Origin of the sequence: Serratia sp. SA088, from assembly GCF_049065515.1 — a bacterium.
In the GTDB taxonomy this organism is placed as follows: domain Bacteria; phylum Pseudomonadota; class Gammaproteobacteria; order Enterobacterales; family Enterobacteriaceae; genus Serratia; species Serratia nematodiphila.
This window is the reverse complement of record NZ_JBAKGW010000006.1, coordinates 201287-216065: the sequence shown is the minus strand read 5'-3', so window position 1 is coordinate 216065 and position 14779 is coordinate 201287. Positions and strand designations below refer to the sequence as shown.

Sequence of the window (14779 nt, the reverse complement as noted above, 5' to 3'; positions counted from 1 at the left end):
GTCTGCGCCGCTAAGATAACCCCAGATCTGAACATGAGGATGGCATGGTTAAACGGCAGCGGATTGCAAAATGGTTTTTATGCCTGGCTTGCCTGGTGGTGCTGACGTGCATGACCCAGCGCATGGCGGGCCTGCATGCGCTGCAGCAAACGCTGGGGATCCCGGCCGCCACCGCCGTTCAATCCGGCGATGAGGCCGCCGAAGCGCAGCCGACGCCCTGTGAGCTGAGCGCCAAGTCATTGCTGGCCGCGCCGCCGGTGATGTTCGAAACCGTGCTGTTCGGGCTGGGTCTGCTGCTGGCGCTGTTGGCGCCGACCATTGCCGCGCGTCTGCGCATTCCTCCTCCTCGCGCCATTTCACCACCCACCCTCAGGGTGCACCTTCGATTATGCGTCTTCCGTGAATGAGTTAATCGCCCGTTTTTCGTGGTGAATTAATCATTTATGGAGAATTAACATGTTGAAAATCATCAGGCTGGCCTGCGCTTGCCTGTTTATGCTGTGGCTGCCTGCCTTGCAGGCGGCGGACAGCGGCTGGCTGCAAAATCCGGCCAACGATCATGCCAAGGTGCGACTGCGCGCCGACACGTCACGGCCGGGGGAGACCCGCCTGCTGCTGTCGGTCGAGCTGCAAAAAGGCTGGAAAACCTATTGGCGCTCTCCGGGCGAAGGCGGCATCGCGCCGGCTATCGTCTGGCAAGGCAACCCACCGCCGGCGACCTGGCACTGGCCGACGCCGCAGCGTTTCGAGGTGGCCGGCATTTCCACCCAGGGTTATCACGATCGGGTCACGTTGCCGATCGTGATGTCAGGCCAGGTATCCGGCCCGCTGGCGGGTACGCTGACGCTGTCCACCTGCAGCAACGTCTGCATTCTGACTGACTACCCGTTCAGTCTGGATCTGGCGACGCCGAACGATCCGCAGTTTAATCACGATTTCGCGCAGGCGATGGGGCAGGTGCCGATCGCCGCCGGGTTGGCGGAAAGCGTCAAGGCCGGGTATCGCAGCGGCGAGCTGCAGATTGCCGCCGAACGCGCCGCCGGCTGGCAACAGCCTGCGCTGTTCTTCGATACGCTGGCGGATGCCGATCTCGGCAAGCCGCAGGTTGAAACCGACGGCGATCGGTTGTTGGCGCGAGTGCCGGTCAGCGATGGCTGGGGCGATGCGGCGCCGGACCTGCGCGGCAAAACGCTGACGCTGGTGATCGACGACGGCGGCATGGCGCAGCAGATTACGCTGCCGATTGGCGATCCGTTGGCCGCACCCGCCGGTGCGGCGTTCCCGTTGTGGCAGGCGGTATTGATGGCGCTGGCGGGCGGGTTGATCCTCAACCTGATGCCGTGCGTGCTGCCGGTGCTGGGCATCAAGCTCGGTTCGATCCTGCAGGTGGAGCGGCGCGATCGGCACAGCGTGCGTTTGCAGTTCCTGGCGTCATCGCTGGGCATCGTCGCCTCGTTTATGGCGCTGGCCCTGCTGATGACGCTGCTGCGGCTCGGCAACCACGCGCTCGGCTGGGGCATTCAGTTCCAGAATCCGTGGTTTATCGGCTGTATGGTGCTGGTGACGCTGCTGTTCAGCGCCAACCTGTTCGGCCTGTTCCATTTGCGTCTCTCGTCCGATCTGAATACCTCGCTGGCGACCCATAACGGGCGCGGTCTGAGCGGCCATTTCTGGCAGGGCGCGTTCGCCACGCTGCTGGCGACGCCGTGCTCGGCGCCGTTTCTCGGCACGGCGGTGGCCTTCGCGTTGGCGGCGTCGCTGCCGGTGCTGTGGGGCATGTTCATCGCGCTTGGCATCGGCATGAGCCTGCCGTGGCTGCTGATCGCCGCCTGGCCGTCGCTGGCGCTGCGATTGCCGCGCCCCGGCCGCTGGATGAATACCGTCAAGCTGGCGATGGGGCTGCTGATGCTGGCGTCGTCGCTGTGGCTGCTGAGCCTGCTGAGCAACCATATCGGCGTGCAGGCCACGCTGTGGCTGGGGGCGTTGGCGCTGCTGGCGTTGCTGCTGGCGGTGTGGCGCCAACAGGGGGCACGCTTGGCGGCCAAGCTGGCGGCGGGCACTGTGGTGCTGGCGGGTGTGGTCCTGCTGGCCGGATCGCTGAGCGCCGGCCTGTGGCGCCAACCGTTGCAGGATCGGGTGCAGTGGCAACCGCTGAGCGAGCAAGCGATCGCCGAGGCGCTGGCGCAGCATAAGCGGGTGTTCGTCGACGTGACAGCCGACTGGTGCGTGACCTGTAAAGCCAACAAATTCAATGTGCTGCTGCGTGATGACGTACAGCGCGCGCTGAGCGCCGACGATGTGGTCGCGCTGCGCGGCGACTGGAGCCGTCCATCGGCCGACATCGGCGCCTTCCTGCAAAAGCGCGGCAGCGTCGCCGTGCCTTTCAACCAAGTCTATGGCCCCGGCAGCCCGGACGGCGTGGTGCTATCCCCGCTGTTGACCCGTGACGCCGTGCTGCAAACGCTTTCCCATGCCAAAGGAACCGAACAATGAAAAAACTACTGATTTTACTGATGATCATCGCCGCCCCAGCGTGGGCCGCCGAGCCTTTTACCCCGGCGCAAGAGGCGCGTATCAAAGAGATGATACGCGAAACGCTGGTGTCCAATCCGGACATTCTGGCGCAGGCGGTGGACGCCTGGCAGCAGCAAACCGCCGGCGAGCAAATCAGCCAGGCTATCAAGCAGAACGCCAAAACGCTGTACCAGGATCCGGCCAGCCCGCGCCTGGGCGCCGCCAACGCCAAACTGACGCTGGTGACCTTTACCGACTATAACTGCCCGTACTGCAAGCGTTTTGATCCGATGCTGGAGAAGATCGTCAAGCAATACCCGGACGTGGCGCTGGTGGTGAAGCTGCTGCCGTTCAAGGGCGAAAGCTCGGTCAGTTCGGCGCGCGTGGCGCTCACCACCTGGCAACAGCACCCGGATCAATTCTGGGTCCTGCACCAGCGGCTGATGGCGAAAAAGGGCTTCCACGACAATGCCAGCATCGCCGCCGCGCAAGAGAAAACCGGCGTCAAGGCGGTGGCGCCGAGCGAACAGAGCATGACCACGCTGCGCACCAATATGACGTTGGCGGAGCAACTGGGCGTACAAGGGACGCCGGCGACGCTGATCGGCGATCGAATGCTGCCGGGGGCGGTGTCGTATGAAGAGCTGGAAGCGATGGTGAAACAGCAGCTGGCGAAGGCTAGCAATGGCTAAGTTCAAGCGCTGGGGGCGCGAGTTGTTGCTGCTGGCGCTGATCGCATTGGCGGTGGTCACGGTGATGGATTGGCTGAACGCGCCGCAGGCGCCGCCGGCCTTCGATGCCCAGACGCTGACCTCGCTGGACGGCGAGCGCGTGTCGTTGGCGCAGCTCAGCGATGAGCGGCCGCTGCTGGTTTACTTTTGGGCCAGCTGGTGCGGCGTTTGCCGTTTCACCACGCCGGACGTCGCCCGCTTGCAGGCGGCGGGCGGCAACGTGCTGACCGTCGCGCTGCGCTCGGGCGATGATGCCCAGGTGAAGCAGTGGCTGGCGCGCAAACGGCTGGCGCTGCCGGTGGTCAACGATCCGGCCGGCGCGCTGTCGGCGCAGTGGCGGATTGGCGTCACGCCGACCTTCGTGGTGATCTCGCAGGGCAAGGTGGTGCAAAGCACCACCGGCTGGACCAGCTACTGGGGGATGAAGCTGCGGCTGTGGTGGGCCGCCGTCTAACCGGCGTTTTTCTCCGTTATTACCTGCTCAATCGCCCGGCACAGCCGGGCGATACCTTCTTCAATCTGCGGCGGCGAGTTGGCGGCAAAATTCAGCCGCAGGCCGTGTGCGCCCAGCTGTTCCTGCGCATAGAAGCATTCGCCGCGCGCGAAGGTCACCCCGTGTCGCCAGGCCACCGGCATCAGCTCGGCGGTGGTCACCGCCTCCGGCAGCGTCAGCCAGATAAACAAGCCGCCTTGCGGCGTTTCGAAACGGCACCCCGGCGGCAGCCGATGTTGCAACGCGTCGATCATTACTTCCAGATGCAGGCGGTAGACGCGTCCGGCGCGCCGCAGCTGCTTGTCGTAACGGCCGACGGTGACGAACGCGTCCAGCGCCCGCTGGATCAGACTGGAGCTGGTGAAGCTGTCGACGTGTTTCAGCCTGGCGAAACGCTGATAGTGTTCGCTGTCCGCCACCAGATAGCCGATGCGCATGCTGGGCAGCAGCATTTTGGAGAAGGTGCTGACGTAGATCACCGCGCCCGGCTGCGCCAGCGCGCGCAGCGACGGCAGCTGTTTGCCCTGATAACGCAGATCGCCGACGAAGTCGTCCTCCAGGATCACCACGCCGGCCTGTTGGGCGATCGCCAGCAGGCGCCGCCGGCGGGCCTCGCTCAGGCAGCGGCCGGTCGGGTTGTGGAAGTTGGGGATGGTGTAGATCAGTTTAGGGCGGTGGCGTTCCAGCAGCTCGGGCAGTCGATCGACCAGCATGCCGTGGCGATCGCCGGGCACGGAGACGATATTGATGCGGTGCTGGCGCAGCAGGCCCAGCGCTTCGGCGTAGGTCGGCTCTTCGACGATCACCGTATCACCCGGCGCCAGCAGGCTTTGCACCACCAGACTGATGGCATGCTGCGAACCGTTGGTGATCAGCACCTGTTCGGCCTGCGTGGGGATGCCCTGGGCGCTGAGAATGCGGCTCAGCGTATCGCGCAGCGGGTAGTAGCCGCAGTATTCGCCGTAACTGAAGGCTTCTTCCGCGTGGCGGCTGAGCACCGACAGCAGCACTTTGCGAAACGCCTCCAGCGGAAATATCTTGGGGCTGCCGACGCCGGCGGCGAAGTTGATCAGCCCCTCCGGCAGCGGGGCGTCGGCGTAGCCGTCCAGCCGCGAGGTGAGGGTGGTGAAGCTCTCCAGCGGGAAAGGGGCGTTGCTGGTTGGCCGGGCCGGGCGCGTTTGCGCCTGCGGGTGCGCGACATAGGCGCCGCTGCCGCGCCGCTGGTGCAAAAAGCCCTTGGCCGCCAGTTCGGCATAGGCGTTATCCACCGTCAAACGGCTGACCGCCAATTCGGCAGCCAGCGTGCGTGTCGAGGGCAGCTTGTCGCCATCCACGAACACGCCGGTGAGGATGGCGCGCCGCAGCGCTTCTTCGATCTGCAAATACAGCGGAACGTCCTGTTCGCGATCTAACGGGATGTGCATGCGAAATTGGCCCGGTTAGGGAGATGGTTTTTTACTATACCCCATGTCAACAGGGCTTCAAGCGCATAAAAGTGGCCTGCATGACAACGCTGAAAAGTGGCTATAGTGGGAAAAAATGGCCGCGTTACACTGTGCGCCTGAGCATTTATGTCGCCATTTTCCCGAGGATCTCATGTCATTACCGTCAGGCGTTTCCGCCCGGCCGGCGTTGCCCGGCGCGCGCCTCTTTCAGGGCAGCAGCCAGGGTTACGTCATCGCCATTATCAGCGCCATGCTGCTGGCCTTTACCGCCATCATCATCCGCGCGCTGACCGAGTACTATCAACTGCCGACCTTCGTGCTGGCGTTCTGGCGCGCGGCGCTGGTGGCGCTGGTGCTGTTGCCGCTGCTGTTGCTGGTGAAACCGCAGTGGGCGCGTCTGCGCCGTGAGCAGGTGGTGTTCTACGCGCTTTACGGGCTGCTGCTGGCGCTGTTCAACAGCCTGTGGACGCTGTCGGTAGCGCTGAATGGCGCGTCGGTGGCGACCATACTGACCTACTGTTCGGTGGGCTTTACCGTGTTCCTCGGCTGGGTGATGTACAGCGAGCGCCTGACGCTGCGCCAACTGCTGGTGATCGCCATCAGCCTGGGCGGTTGCTTCCTGGTCAGCAACGGCGACAGCATGGGCAACAGCCACTTCGATCTGCTGGGGCTGCTGGTAGGGATGCTGTCGGGCATCGGCTATACCCTGTATACCCTCGGCGGGCGGGTGGCCAGCGAACGCGGCTATCCGGTGTGGAACACCATCCTGTACGTGTTCGGTTTTTCGGCGCTGTATCAGCTGACGTTCAACGCGGCGCTGACGGCGTTCCCGTTGGCGGCGTTCCACGGCATGGCCGGCGATTTGTGGTTCCTGTCGCACGGCGCACAGGGCATCCAGTGGAGCGGCTGGCTGTTGCTGCTGGCATTGGCCGCCGGGCCGACGCTGTTGGGCTTCGGGTTGTATAACATCAGCCTGAAAACGCTGCCGCTGGCGGTGGCCAACCTGATCCTGTCGCTGGAACTGGTGTTCACCGCGGTGATCGCCTACTTCCTGCTGGGGGAAAGCATGAATCAGCTGCAGCTGCTGGGCAGCGCATTGGTGATGGGCGGGGTGCTGCTGTTGAAAAGCAAGACCGCCGAGGCGTGATCGGTTACCCTTGTGCCTCGCAAGAGAGGCACTAATGATGAATAACCCGAGATTGAAACGAGCGCTTATCGCTTGAATGGCCGTGTTGAGTGAACGACAACACGGCCACAGACATTCCGTTCCGTGGCTTTTATTCCGGTAACAAGAGAATACGCCATGTCCGAAAAACACTGGTCCCAAACCGAACTGTTGCATCAGACGGTGACCAACCCGAATATCATCGTCAAAGGCACCCACAGCTACTACAGCGACTGCTGGGATAACGGCTTCGAACGCTCGGTGGTGCGCTATCTGCACGGCGACGCGGTCAGCCGCCAATGGCAGCCGCTGGGCGAAATAGATCGCCTGCTGATCGGCGATTATGTGTGCATCGCGGCCGAAGCGGTGATCCTGATGGGCGGTAATCACACCCATCGCATCGACTGGCTGAGCCTGTACCCGTTTATGGCAACCATCAAGCAGGCATACCGTCCCAAAGGCGATACCCGGCTGGGTGACGGCTGCTGGATCTGCATGCGGGCGATGCTGATGCCGGGGATCTCGATAGGCGAGGGGGCGATCGTCGCCGCCGGTAGCGTGGTGGCCGGCGATGTTGCGCCTTATGCCATCGTCGGTGGTAACCCGGCGAGGTTTATCCGTTGGCGGTTCGCGCCGGAAGTCATCGCACGGTTGCTTGCCTTGCGCCTCTATGACTTGTCCGAGGTGGACTTTGCGGTGATTCAGCCGTTGCTTGCCGATAACGATATCGGGGCGCTGGAAAGGGGAATGGCGGCCTTGCGCCGTTAAACACCACGGGCGGGGGATCCCCGCCCGTTTCGCGTTACTCGGCCTTGGCCTCGGCCGCCGGTTGGCGGCGTTTGCGCATCAGGCGCAGCAGCGGCGGCAACGCCAGCACCGCGACCGCTAATACCAGCAGCGTTTGCGCGATGCTGCTGCTCCACAGAATGCCGAACTCGCCGTTGCTGATCGACAGCGCGCGGCGCAGGTTTTGTTCCAGCATCTCACCCAGCACAAAGCCCAGAATCAGCGGCGACATCGGGAAATGCATTTTCCGCAGGATGTAGCCGAACACCCCCAATCCGACCATCAGCAGCAGGTCGAAGGTGGTGCTGTGCACCGCATAAACCCCCACCGCCGAAACCGCGGCGATCGCCGGTACCAGGAACCACAACGGGATGGTCAGCATGCGGGTGAACAGGCCGACCAGCGGCAGGTTCATGATCAACAAAATGACGTTGGCGATCAGCAGCGCGGCGATCAGCCCCCAGACGATATCCGGCTGTTCGGTGAACATCGCCGGGCCGGGGGTGATGTTGTACAGCGTCAGCGCGCCCATCATCACCGCCGTGGTGCCGGAACCCGGCACCCCCAGCGTCAGCATCGGAATGAACGAACCGCAGGCCGAGGCGTTGTTGGCCGCTTCCGGCGCAGCTACGCCGCGGATATCGCCCTTGCCGAAGGTATCGCTGTTGCCGCTGATTTTCTTCTCGGTCATGTAGGTCAGCGCGCTGGCGATAGTGGCGCCGGCGCCCGGCAGAATGCCGACGAAGAAACCGATCACCGACGAACGCAGGGTCGGGCCCGCGCACTGCGCCGCCTCTTTGCGGTTGAACAGCAACCGGCCGGTTTTACGCACCAGCTTTTGCCCGGCGCTGGTGCTTTCCAGCATCAACAGGATTTCACTGACCGAGAACAGGCCGATCACCACCACGATAAACTGCACGCCGTCGGAGAGGTGCACGCTGTCGAAGGTAAAGCGGTAAACGCCGGTGTTGGCGTCGACGCCCACCGTCGCCAGCCCCAGGCCGATCAGCGCCGCCAGCAGCGATTTCAGCGGGTTCTGGCTCATCATGCTGCCGAGGCAGGCGATGGCGAACACCATCAGGGCGAAATATTCCGCCGGGCCGAAGGCCAGCGACCAGCGTGCCAGCAACGGCGCGAACAGAATGATGCCGCCGATGGCGATCATCGAGCCGACGAACGAGCTGACCGCCGAGATGGACAGCGCCACGCCGGCGCGCCCCTGCTGCGCCATTGGGTAGCCGTCCAGCGCGGTCATGATCGCCGCCGCGTCGCCCGGCACGTTGAGCAGAATCGACGAGATGCGCCCGCCGTATTCGCAGCCGATATACACCGTCGCCAGCAGGATCAGCGCCGATTCGGCCGGCAGTTTGAGGGCGAACGCCAGCGGCAGCAGGATCGCCACGCCGTTGATCGGCCCCAGCCCCGGCAACAGGCCGACGATGGTGCCGACGAAGCAGCCGATCAGGGCGATAATCAGGTTCTGCGGCACCAGCGCCACTTCAAACCCTTGGGTCAAATACATCCAGGTATCCATCATCGCTCCCGTTAGCTCAGCCAGGCGCCGAGCGGCAGTGTGACATCGAGAAGTTGGTCAAAGGCGTAGTACAACGCTGCGCCCATGATGACGCCGGAGATGGCCGCCGCCGGCAGGCTGGCCTGAAACAACAGGCCGATGCTGAACGTCAGCAGCGCGGTCGCCAGCGGGAAGCCGAGCCATTCAAAGCCCCAGGCATACAGCACCAGGGTGATCACCAGCACCAGCAGCCGCTGCAGCACCTTGCTGTGCGGCCACTCCACCGCCTGCGGGCGGCGCAGCAACAGCAGGGCCGCGCACAGCGCCATCAGGCTGAGGATCGCCAGCGGGAACGGGCGCGGCCCCAGCGGTTCATAGCTGTATTCGCTCTGGATGCCCCAGCCGATGAACAGCCCGCCGATACACAGCAGCAGCCAAAAGCCGGCAAAAATACGATCGCTCATGGTTTTCCCCTGCGGTTATTTGGCCAGGCCGAACACTTTCGCCTGCTCACGGTATTGGGCAACCTGGTTCTTCACGTAGGCGTCCAGCTCTTTGCCGGTCAGGTTGAATTCGAACAGGCCGCGCAGATCGCGCTGCTGTTTGAATTCGTCGGTCGCCATCATTTTCTGGAAGGTGTCGATCCACCACTGATACTCTTCATCGCTGACTTTCGGCCCGACGTAGAAGCCGCGAATGATTGGCCACACCAGGCTGTATCCCTGCTCTTTGGCGGTCGGAATGTCGGCCAGCTGGCCCGGCAGACGTTGCTCGGCATACACCGCCAGCACGCGGATCTTGTCGCCTTGCAGGTAAGGCACCATCTCGCTCAGGTCACCGGAAACCGCCTGAATATGGTTGCCCAGCAGCGCGGTGACCGGCTCGCCGCCGCCTTCGAACGCCACGTAGCGCATCTTGCGCGGATCTACGCCGACTTCACGCGCCAGCAGCGCGGTTTTCATCCAGTCCTGGCTGCCGATGGAGGCGCCGGCGCCGAACACCACGCTGTTGGGATCTTTTTGGAAAGCGTCCATCAGGTCTTTCAGGGTCTTGTAAGGCGAGTCGGCGCGCACTGCGATCATGCCGTAGTCGGTTCCGACCGCCGCCAGCCATCTCACGTCGTCCACGTTGTAGCGGCCGAACTTGCCCTGGGCCAGATTGAGCAGCGAGCCGCCGGAGAAGGCCACCACGGTGCCGAACTCCGCCGGGCGTTGCGCGACGATGGCGTTGTAGGCCACCGCGCCGACGCCGCCGGGCATATAGGTGACGCGCATCGATTTATCGATGGCCTTGGTATCCTGCAGCGACACCTGAATCAGTTTGCAGGTCAGATCGAAGCCGCCGCCGGGTTTGGCCGGCGCAATGCATTCGGTGCGTTTGGGCGCCTCTGCGGCAAAGGACTGAGAGGCCGCCAGCAACAGGGCGGCGGCGGTAAAGGTTCGGGTCATTATTTTTTTCATTGTGACTTGCCCTCGGTATTGTTCTGGTTGTGAAATCCCGCCGGGTGCGGTTGCAGGATTGTTAAAACAACAACCTTTCATTTACCTTTCAGTGGCCGGAAAAGTTTTCAGTCTGTGATTGGCGTCTCCTGAAGAGAGCGCGCTATCATAAGTAAGCGAGTAACAACAGGGTGCAAAGCCTGCTAAAATCCTGCGTAATATCAGGTTTGCCGCGCTTTTTTCGCGGTAAAATTATGATGAATGAAATCAATATGGTGCTAGCGATATGTTTTTGTTAGGGAAATTATTCGGCGGCAGGGATAACGCCAAGGTACGGGCGATTAAGATGTTGCCAGAGGTTTATGTTGATATGGTTGGCGAGGCCGGCCGCTGTCGTTTGAAACACCTGCGGGCGGAAATCGGTTTTTTTGAATTGCATTTTTCTGGCGCCGATGGCGAAAAATACGCCTGCCAGATGACCGCCTGTGTGACGGGGATCGATCTGGTGTTCTCCACTCACAACCGCTCCGTGCTGGTTTCATCGCCGTTTACCGCGGAAAAGTTGCGTCCGGTGCTGGAGCTTGCCGTTGCCCACAGCCCAATCCCGCTCGTTTAGCGCCGCCATACGATCGCGCCCATACGCATAATTGTGTGCCAGCTCCCAAAACTGGCGGCGCGGCGCTCTTTTATCCCCTTATTTTTCATGCCATTCTTTGTTATCAGCCTGTTAACGGACGCCGTGTCGGCGCCAGGTTGTTCAGGAAAATCAATGGAATGGGAACATGCGACTGTTATTGGTTGAAGATCACCCCGAGCTGTCTCACTGGTTGCAAAAGGCGCTGACCGGCGCCGGGTTTGCCGTCGACGTCGCCCCGGACGGCGTGGCGGCCGATCATCTGTTGCTCAACGAGCGTTATGCGCTGGCGGTGTTGGATGTGGCGCTGCCGCGTTTGAACGGCCTGGATTTGCTGGCGCGCCTGCGCAAGCGCGGGCAGGATCTGCCGGTGCTGTTGCTGACGGCGCGCACCGACGTGGCCGATCGGGTAAGGGGCCTGAATCTGGGGGCGGACGATTACCTCACCAAGCCGTTCGAATTGGACGAGCTGGAAGCGCGTATTCGGGCGCTGCTGCGCCGCAGCGTCGGCGCCCCGCAGCCGGCGTTGCAGTACGGCGCGTTGACCTACCATGACGAAGGCTATTTTCTGCTGGAGAGCAAGCCGCTGGGGCTGACGCCGCGCGAACTGGCGGTGTTGACCGCGCTGATGCATCGGCGCGGCCGCCCGGTGGCCAAACAACAGCTGTTCGAGCAGGTGTTTACGCTGTCCGACGAGGCCAATCCGGAGAGCATCGAGCTTTACGTACACCGCCTGCGGAAAAAGCTGCAGGGCAGCGACGTGGCGATCGTCACGCTGCGCGGTCTGGGCTACAGTCTGGAGCTGTGCAATGCGGTGGTTTAACGCCCCGCGTTCGCTGTTCTATCAACTGCTGCTGTTTTTTGGCCTGCCGCTGCTGGCGCTGGGCGGCATCTCTATCTACACCCACTATTTCAGCGCCATGAGCGCCGCCACTCTGGCTTACGATCGCACGCTGCTGGCGTCGGCGCGCACCGTGGCGGAGCGACTGGTGGTGCGCGAAGGCAAGCTGGCGGTCGATGTGCCCTATGTGGTGCTCGACAGCTTCGAGCGCAACATGAACGATCAACTGTATTACGAGGTGATTTCGCCGCAGGGAAAAAGCATCTCGGGCTATGACGATTTGCCGTCGCTGCCGCCCCATATCCCGCGTTCCACGCTCTACCCGGCGCTGGTGCATTTTTACGATGCGGAATATCTCGGCCGGCCGATCCGCGTGGCGGCGCTGTTTCAGCCGGTCAACGAGTCGGGGGTGAGCGGCATGGCGACCATTTTGGTGGCGGAAACCCTGGAGTCGCGCCGTTACCTGGCGCGGCAGATGATGATCGCGGCGCTGCTGAGTCAGGGCACGGTGGTGGTGTTGACCCTGATCCTGGCGTTCGCGCTGCTCAAGCGGGTGTTGAAGCCGATGCGTAAACTCTCCGGCATCATGCTGCGGCGCGATCCGGGCGAGCTGACGCCCTTGCCGCGGGTATTGCCGTGGTCGGAGATGCAGCCGCTGCTGGTGGCGTTCAATCGCTATATCGAACGGCTGCGGCTGATGGTGGCGCGTCAGGAACGTTTCAGCGCCGACGCTTCCCACCAGCTGCGCACGCCGCTGGCGGTGTTGAAGACTCAGGTCGGGGTGGCGCTGGCCAGCGATCGGCCGCAGCAGTGGCGCGAAAGCCTGCAGGCGATGAGCGCGACGCTGGACAATACCGTGGCACTGACCGACCGCCTGCTGTATCTCTCACGCCTGAAGGCCAGCGAGCACCAGGCCGAGCGCAAGCTGCAGCCGGTCAATCTGGCGCAGGTGCTGCGCGACGCCTGTTTTTCCCGCTTGCCGCAGGCGCGCAGCAAACAGATCGATCTCGGCTTCGAAGGTGAAGCGGCGTGTCAGGTGGCGGGGGAACCGCTGCTGTTGGCCGAGCTGTGCGCCAACCTGTTGGACAACGCGTTGAAATACACACCGCGTCAGGGCGTGGTCACCGCTCGCCTCACGCAGGAGAAGGCGACGGGGGAAGGCGTGCTGGAGATTGAAGACAGCGGCCCCGGCATCGCCTTGCAGGACAAGGCGCTGGCGCTGCAGCCGTTTCACCGGCTGGACAACGTGGGCGATCAGCCGGGCGCCGGCCTGGGGCTGGCGCTGGTGAAGGACATCACCGCCTATCACGGCACCCGCCCGGAGCTGTTGAGCTCCGCCGCGCTGGGCGGTCTGTTGGTGCGGGTGCGTTTCAGGCTGTTGCCTTAAGCCTGTTCTTTGCAGGACTCGACGTCGGCCGCCGGGGCTTTGGCTTTACGCGTCAGCGGCGTGCGCAGCCGCTGCGACAGGATAACGCCCAGCAGGGTAATGCCGCCGCCGATCAGGTGATAACCGTGCAACTGCTCATGCAGGAACAGCACGGCGATAGCGGCGGTAAACACCGGCGCCAGGTTCATGAAGATCGAGGCGGTGTTGGCGCCCAGGCGCATCACGCCCTGGATCCACAGGAACGGGGCGATGATCGAAGCCGGAATGCCGGCGAACAGCACCAGCGGCAGGTTATGGCCGTTCAAGCCGACATCCTGCGCCATCAGGAAATTAGGCAGCAGCAGCAGCACGCCGAACAGGATCTGCACGTACAGCGATTGCCAGTTCGGCAGCGCGATGGCCCAGCGTTTGGTCAACACGCCATACAGCGCGTAAGAGGCGGTGGCGAGCAGCATCATCAATTCCCCCTTGCCGATACCGTGCTGCAGCAGCACGCCGGGCTGGCCGCCGCTGACCAGCCAGATCAAACCGCCGAAGGAGAGAATACTGCCGAGCAGCACGCCGACGGTCGGCGCAATGCGCAGCAGGACGATGCTGATCAGGATGGTCAGCAGCGGGATCAGCGACACGATGATGCCCATAAACAGCGCGCTGACGCTGTGCGCCGCGTAATAGGCCAGGCTTTGATACAGCACCATGCCCAGCAAGCCGAGGATCATTAGTTTCCACCAGTTGGCGCGTACCTGCGCCCAATTGCGCAGCACGCCCGGCAGCACGAACGGCGTCAGGGCGATCAACGCCAGCAGCCAGCGGTAAAGTGAAATGGCCGCCGGATCGATGGCGGTGGCGGAGAGTTTGCTGACGACGGCGTTAATCGACCATATCAGCACGGCCAACAGTGGGAAGAGCATATTCATGATAATTATTCTCAATAACGTCCAACATGCTGGCTAGTCTACGCGTGTCTGGTTTATCATATATAGCGATATCCAGACAAAAATCGGCGTAAACAAGACAAATCACGGGACGAAACCATGCCAGAAATCCGCCATTTCCCTGAGTCGCTGATCCCGGCGCCCAACCCGGTGCAGTTCCGCTGTGAAGAGTTTAACGCGCGCACCGAATTCCAGCCGCACAGCCACACCTGGGGCCAGTTGATGTGGGTCAAAGCCGGGGTGATGGTGCTGCGCATCGGCGGGCAGCGCTTTCTGGCGCCGCCGGAGTTCGTGTTGTGGGCGCCGGCGGGCATCGAACACTCCTGCTACAACCAGCGACTGGCGCAGTGCCGCATGGTGGACATTACGCCGGCGCTGTGCGCCGGCATGCCGGCCGACCCCTGTCTGGTGAGCGTAACGCCCATCTTCCGCGCCATCGCCGAGGATTTCTATGCGCGCAAGCAGTACATTCCGCAGGCGGAGGAGGATTTGCGCCTCTGTCAGGTGCTGATCGACCAGCTGCGCCTGTCGCCGCGTCAGCAAACCTATCTGCCGTCGTCGGACGACAAATTTTTGGCGCCGGTGCTGGAAGCGCTGGAGCATTGCCCGGCGGACAACACCTCGCTGGCAACGTGGGCGGCGCGGGTCTACACCACCGAGCGCACGCTGTCGCGCCGCTGCCAGCAGGATCTGGGCATGTCGTTCAGCGAGTGGCGCCAGCGCCTGCGTTTTCTGCATGCCGTGTCGTTGCTCGAGCAGGGCAAAACCGTGCAGGACGTGGCGTTGGACGTCGGCTACAGCTCCGCATCGGCCTTTATCGTCATGTTCCAGCAGATCGCCGGCACCACCCCTGAGCGCTTTCGCCGTGCCTGATTCAATGGCACACTATTTCGCAG

Annotated in this window: 15 protein-coding genes; 10 read left to right on the top strand and 5 right to left on the bottom strand. The window is 62.9% G+C overall.

Features of this window, described 5'->3' with window-relative positions:
- Window positions 1-44: 44 nt before the first annotated feature.
- From ACOWVD_RS16840 to ACOWVD_RS16825, 4 genes are read left to right on the top strand one after another with little or no spacing between them, the layout of a single operon-like run.
- Window positions 45-407: a hypothetical protein gene (locus tag ACOWVD_RS16840; RefSeq protein WP_015378607.1), complete on the top strand. Its 363-nt coding sequence runs from the start codon at window positions 45-47 to the stop codon at window positions 405-407.
- Window positions 408-456: 49 nt separating this feature from the next.
- Complete coding sequence (locus tag ACOWVD_RS16835; protein ID WP_342134569.1) at window positions 457-2493, top strand: protein-disulfide reductase DsbD family protein; 2037 nt, start codon at window positions 457-459, stop codon at window positions 2491-2493.
- A complete protein-coding gene (locus tag ACOWVD_RS16830) occupies window positions 2490-3206 on the top strand; it encodes a DsbA family protein (protein ID WP_406888912.1) in 717 nt (238 codons plus the stop codon). Before ACOWVD_RS16835 ends, ACOWVD_RS16830 begins: the two co-directional genes overlap by 4 nt.
- Window positions 3199-3699 carry a protein disulfide oxidoreductase gene (locus ACOWVD_RS16825; RefSeq protein WP_044030783.1) on the top strand — a complete coding sequence of 167 codons (501 nt, stop codon included), beginning with the start codon at window positions 3199-3201 and terminating at the stop codon, window positions 3697-3699. The genes ACOWVD_RS16830 and ACOWVD_RS16825 overlap by 8 nt, the downstream gene beginning before the upstream one ends.
- Here ACOWVD_RS16825 and ACOWVD_RS16820 read toward each other — a convergent pair.
- Window positions 3696-5162 (bottom strand): PLP-dependent aminotransferase family protein, encoded by a 1467-nt coding sequence (locus ACOWVD_RS16820; protein ID WP_049241870.1) that lies wholly within the window; start codon window positions 5160-5162, stop codon window positions 3696-3698. The two genes, ACOWVD_RS16825 and ACOWVD_RS16820, sit on opposite strands and share 4 nt — an antisense overlap.
- 172 nt (window positions 5163-5334) lie before the next feature.
- On the opposite strand from ACOWVD_RS16820, the gene ACOWVD_RS16815 reads away from it, so the two are divergent.
- Both ACOWVD_RS16815 and ACOWVD_RS16810 read left to right on the top strand, forming a co-directional pair.
- A complete protein-coding gene (locus ACOWVD_RS16815; protein WP_421105695.1) occupies window positions 5335-6330 on the top strand; it encodes a DMT family transporter in 996 nt (331 codons plus the stop codon).
- 156 nt (window positions 6331-6486) lie between these two features.
- Window positions 6487-7116: a CatB-related O-acetyltransferase gene (locus ACOWVD_RS16810; RefSeq protein ID WP_421105694.1), complete on the top strand. Its 630-nt coding sequence runs from the start codon at window positions 6487-6489 to the stop codon at window positions 7114-7116.
- Between the two features lie 34 nt (window positions 7117-7150).
- Here ACOWVD_RS16810 and ACOWVD_RS16805 read toward each other — a convergent pair whose 3' ends face one another.
- Genes ACOWVD_RS16805 through ACOWVD_RS16795 form a run of 3 tightly spaced genes read right to left on the bottom strand, consistent with a single transcriptional unit; the run spans window position 7151 to window position 10107 of the window.
- Window positions 7151-8668, bottom strand: coding sequence for a tripartite tricarboxylate transporter permease (locus ACOWVD_RS16805; protein ID WP_016926872.1), 1518 nt, complete (start codon window positions 8666-8668; stop codon window positions 7151-7153).
- Window positions 8669-8679: 11 nt separating this feature from the next.
- Window positions 8680-9111 (bottom strand): tripartite tricarboxylate transporter TctB family protein, encoded by a 432-nt coding sequence (locus ACOWVD_RS16800; RefSeq protein WP_048324522.1) that lies wholly within the window; start codon window positions 9109-9111, stop codon window positions 8680-8682.
- Between the two features lie 15 nt (window positions 9112-9126).
- Window positions 9127-10107, bottom strand: coding sequence for a Bug family tripartite tricarboxylate transporter substrate binding protein (locus ACOWVD_RS16795; RefSeq protein WP_421105693.1), 981 nt, complete (start codon window positions 10105-10107; stop codon window positions 9127-9129).
- A gap of 265 nt (window positions 10108-10372) precedes the next feature.
- Between ACOWVD_RS16795 and ACOWVD_RS16790 the strand changes: the two genes are divergently transcribed.
- From ACOWVD_RS16790 to ACOWVD_RS16780, 3 genes are all read left to right on the top strand, one after another.
- Window positions 10373-10702 carry a hypothetical protein gene (locus ACOWVD_RS16790; protein WP_049241863.1) on the top strand — a complete coding sequence of 110 codons (330 nt, stop codon included), beginning with the start codon at window positions 10373-10375 and terminating at the stop codon, window positions 10700-10702.
- A gap of 166 nt (window positions 10703-10868) precedes the next feature.
- Complete coding sequence (tctD, locus tag ACOWVD_RS16785) at window positions 10869-11543, top strand: transcriptional regulator TctD (protein ID WP_421105692.1); 675 nt, start codon at window positions 10869-10871, stop codon at window positions 11541-11543.
- Window positions 11530-12948 carry a sensor histidine kinase gene (locus tag ACOWVD_RS16780; RefSeq protein WP_004936144.1) on the top strand — a complete coding sequence of 473 codons (1419 nt, stop codon included), beginning with the start codon at window positions 11530-11532 and terminating at the stop codon, window positions 12946-12948. The genes tctD and ACOWVD_RS16780 overlap by 14 nt, the downstream gene beginning before the upstream one ends.
- Here ACOWVD_RS16780 and ACOWVD_RS16775 read toward each other — a convergent pair.
- Window positions 12945-13865, bottom strand: coding sequence for a DMT family transporter (locus ACOWVD_RS16775; RefSeq protein ID WP_004936141.1), 921 nt, complete (start codon window positions 13863-13865; stop codon window positions 12945-12947). The two genes, ACOWVD_RS16780 and ACOWVD_RS16775, sit on opposite strands and share 4 nt — an antisense overlap.
- Window positions 13866-13982: 117 nt before the next feature.
- Here ACOWVD_RS16775 and ACOWVD_RS16770 point away from each other — a divergent pair, with 117 nt between their 5' ends.
- A complete protein-coding gene (locus ACOWVD_RS16770) occupies window positions 13983-14756 on the top strand; it encodes an AraC family transcriptional regulator (protein WP_015378596.1) in 774 nt (257 codons plus the stop codon).
- Window positions 14757-14779 lie beyond the last annotated feature (23 nt).

Excerpts from the sequence above, each read along its gene's own strand:
- ACOWVD_RS16810 (WP_421105694.1), top strand. The coding sequence starts at position 6,487 with ATGTCCGAAAAACACTGGTCCCAAACCGAACTGTTGCATCAGACGGTG.
- ACOWVD_RS16835 (WP_342134569.1), top strand. The coding sequence starts at position 457 with ATGTTGAAAATCATCAGGCTGGCCTGCGCTTGCCTGTTTATGCTGTGG.
- ACOWVD_RS16800 (WP_048324522.1), bottom strand. The coding sequence starts at position 9,111 with ATGAGCGATCGTATTTTTGCCGGCTTTTGGCTGCTGCTGTGTATCGGC.
- ACOWVD_RS16775 (WP_004936141.1), bottom strand. The coding sequence starts at position 13,865 with ATGAATATGCTCTTCCCACTGTTGGCCGTGCTGATATGGTCGATTAAC.
- ACOWVD_RS16815 (WP_421105695.1), top strand. The coding sequence starts at position 5,335 with ATGTCATTACCGTCAGGCGTTTCCGCCCGGCCGGCGTTGCCCGGCGCG.
- ACOWVD_RS16795 (WP_421105693.1), bottom strand. The coding sequence starts at position 10,107 with ATGAAAAAAATAATGACCCGAACCTTTACCGCCGCCGCCCTGTTGCTG.
- ACOWVD_RS16790 (WP_049241863.1), top strand. The coding sequence starts at position 10,373 with ATGTTTTTGTTAGGGAAATTATTCGGCGGCAGGGATAACGCCAAGGTA.
- ACOWVD_RS16830 (WP_406888912.1), top strand. The coding sequence starts at position 2,490 with ATGAAAAAACTACTGATTTTACTGATGATCATCGCCGCCCCAGCGTGG.
- ACOWVD_RS16820 (WP_049241870.1), bottom strand. The coding sequence starts at position 5,162 with ATGCACATCCCGTTAGATCGCGAACAGGACGTTCCGCTGTATTTGCAG.
- ACOWVD_RS16805 (WP_016926872.1), bottom strand. The coding sequence starts at position 8,668 with ATGGATACCTGGATGTATTTGACCCAAGGGTTTGAAGTGGCGCTGGTG.
- ACOWVD_RS16780 (WP_004936144.1), top strand. The coding sequence starts at position 11,530 with ATGCGGTGGTTTAACGCCCCGCGTTCGCTGTTCTATCAACTGCTGCTG.
- ACOWVD_RS16840 (WP_015378607.1), top strand. The coding sequence starts at position 45 with ATGGTTAAACGGCAGCGGATTGCAAAATGGTTTTTATGCCTGGCTTGC.
- ACOWVD_RS16825 (WP_044030783.1), top strand. The coding sequence starts at position 3,199 with ATGGCTAAGTTCAAGCGCTGGGGGCGCGAGTTGTTGCTGCTGGCGCTG.
- tctD (WP_421105692.1), top strand. The coding sequence starts at position 10,869 with ATGCGACTGTTATTGGTTGAAGATCACCCCGAGCTGTCTCACTGGTTG.
- ACOWVD_RS16770 (WP_015378596.1), top strand. The coding sequence starts at position 13,983 with ATGCCAGAAATCCGCCATTTCCCTGAGTCGCTGATCCCGGCGCCCAAC.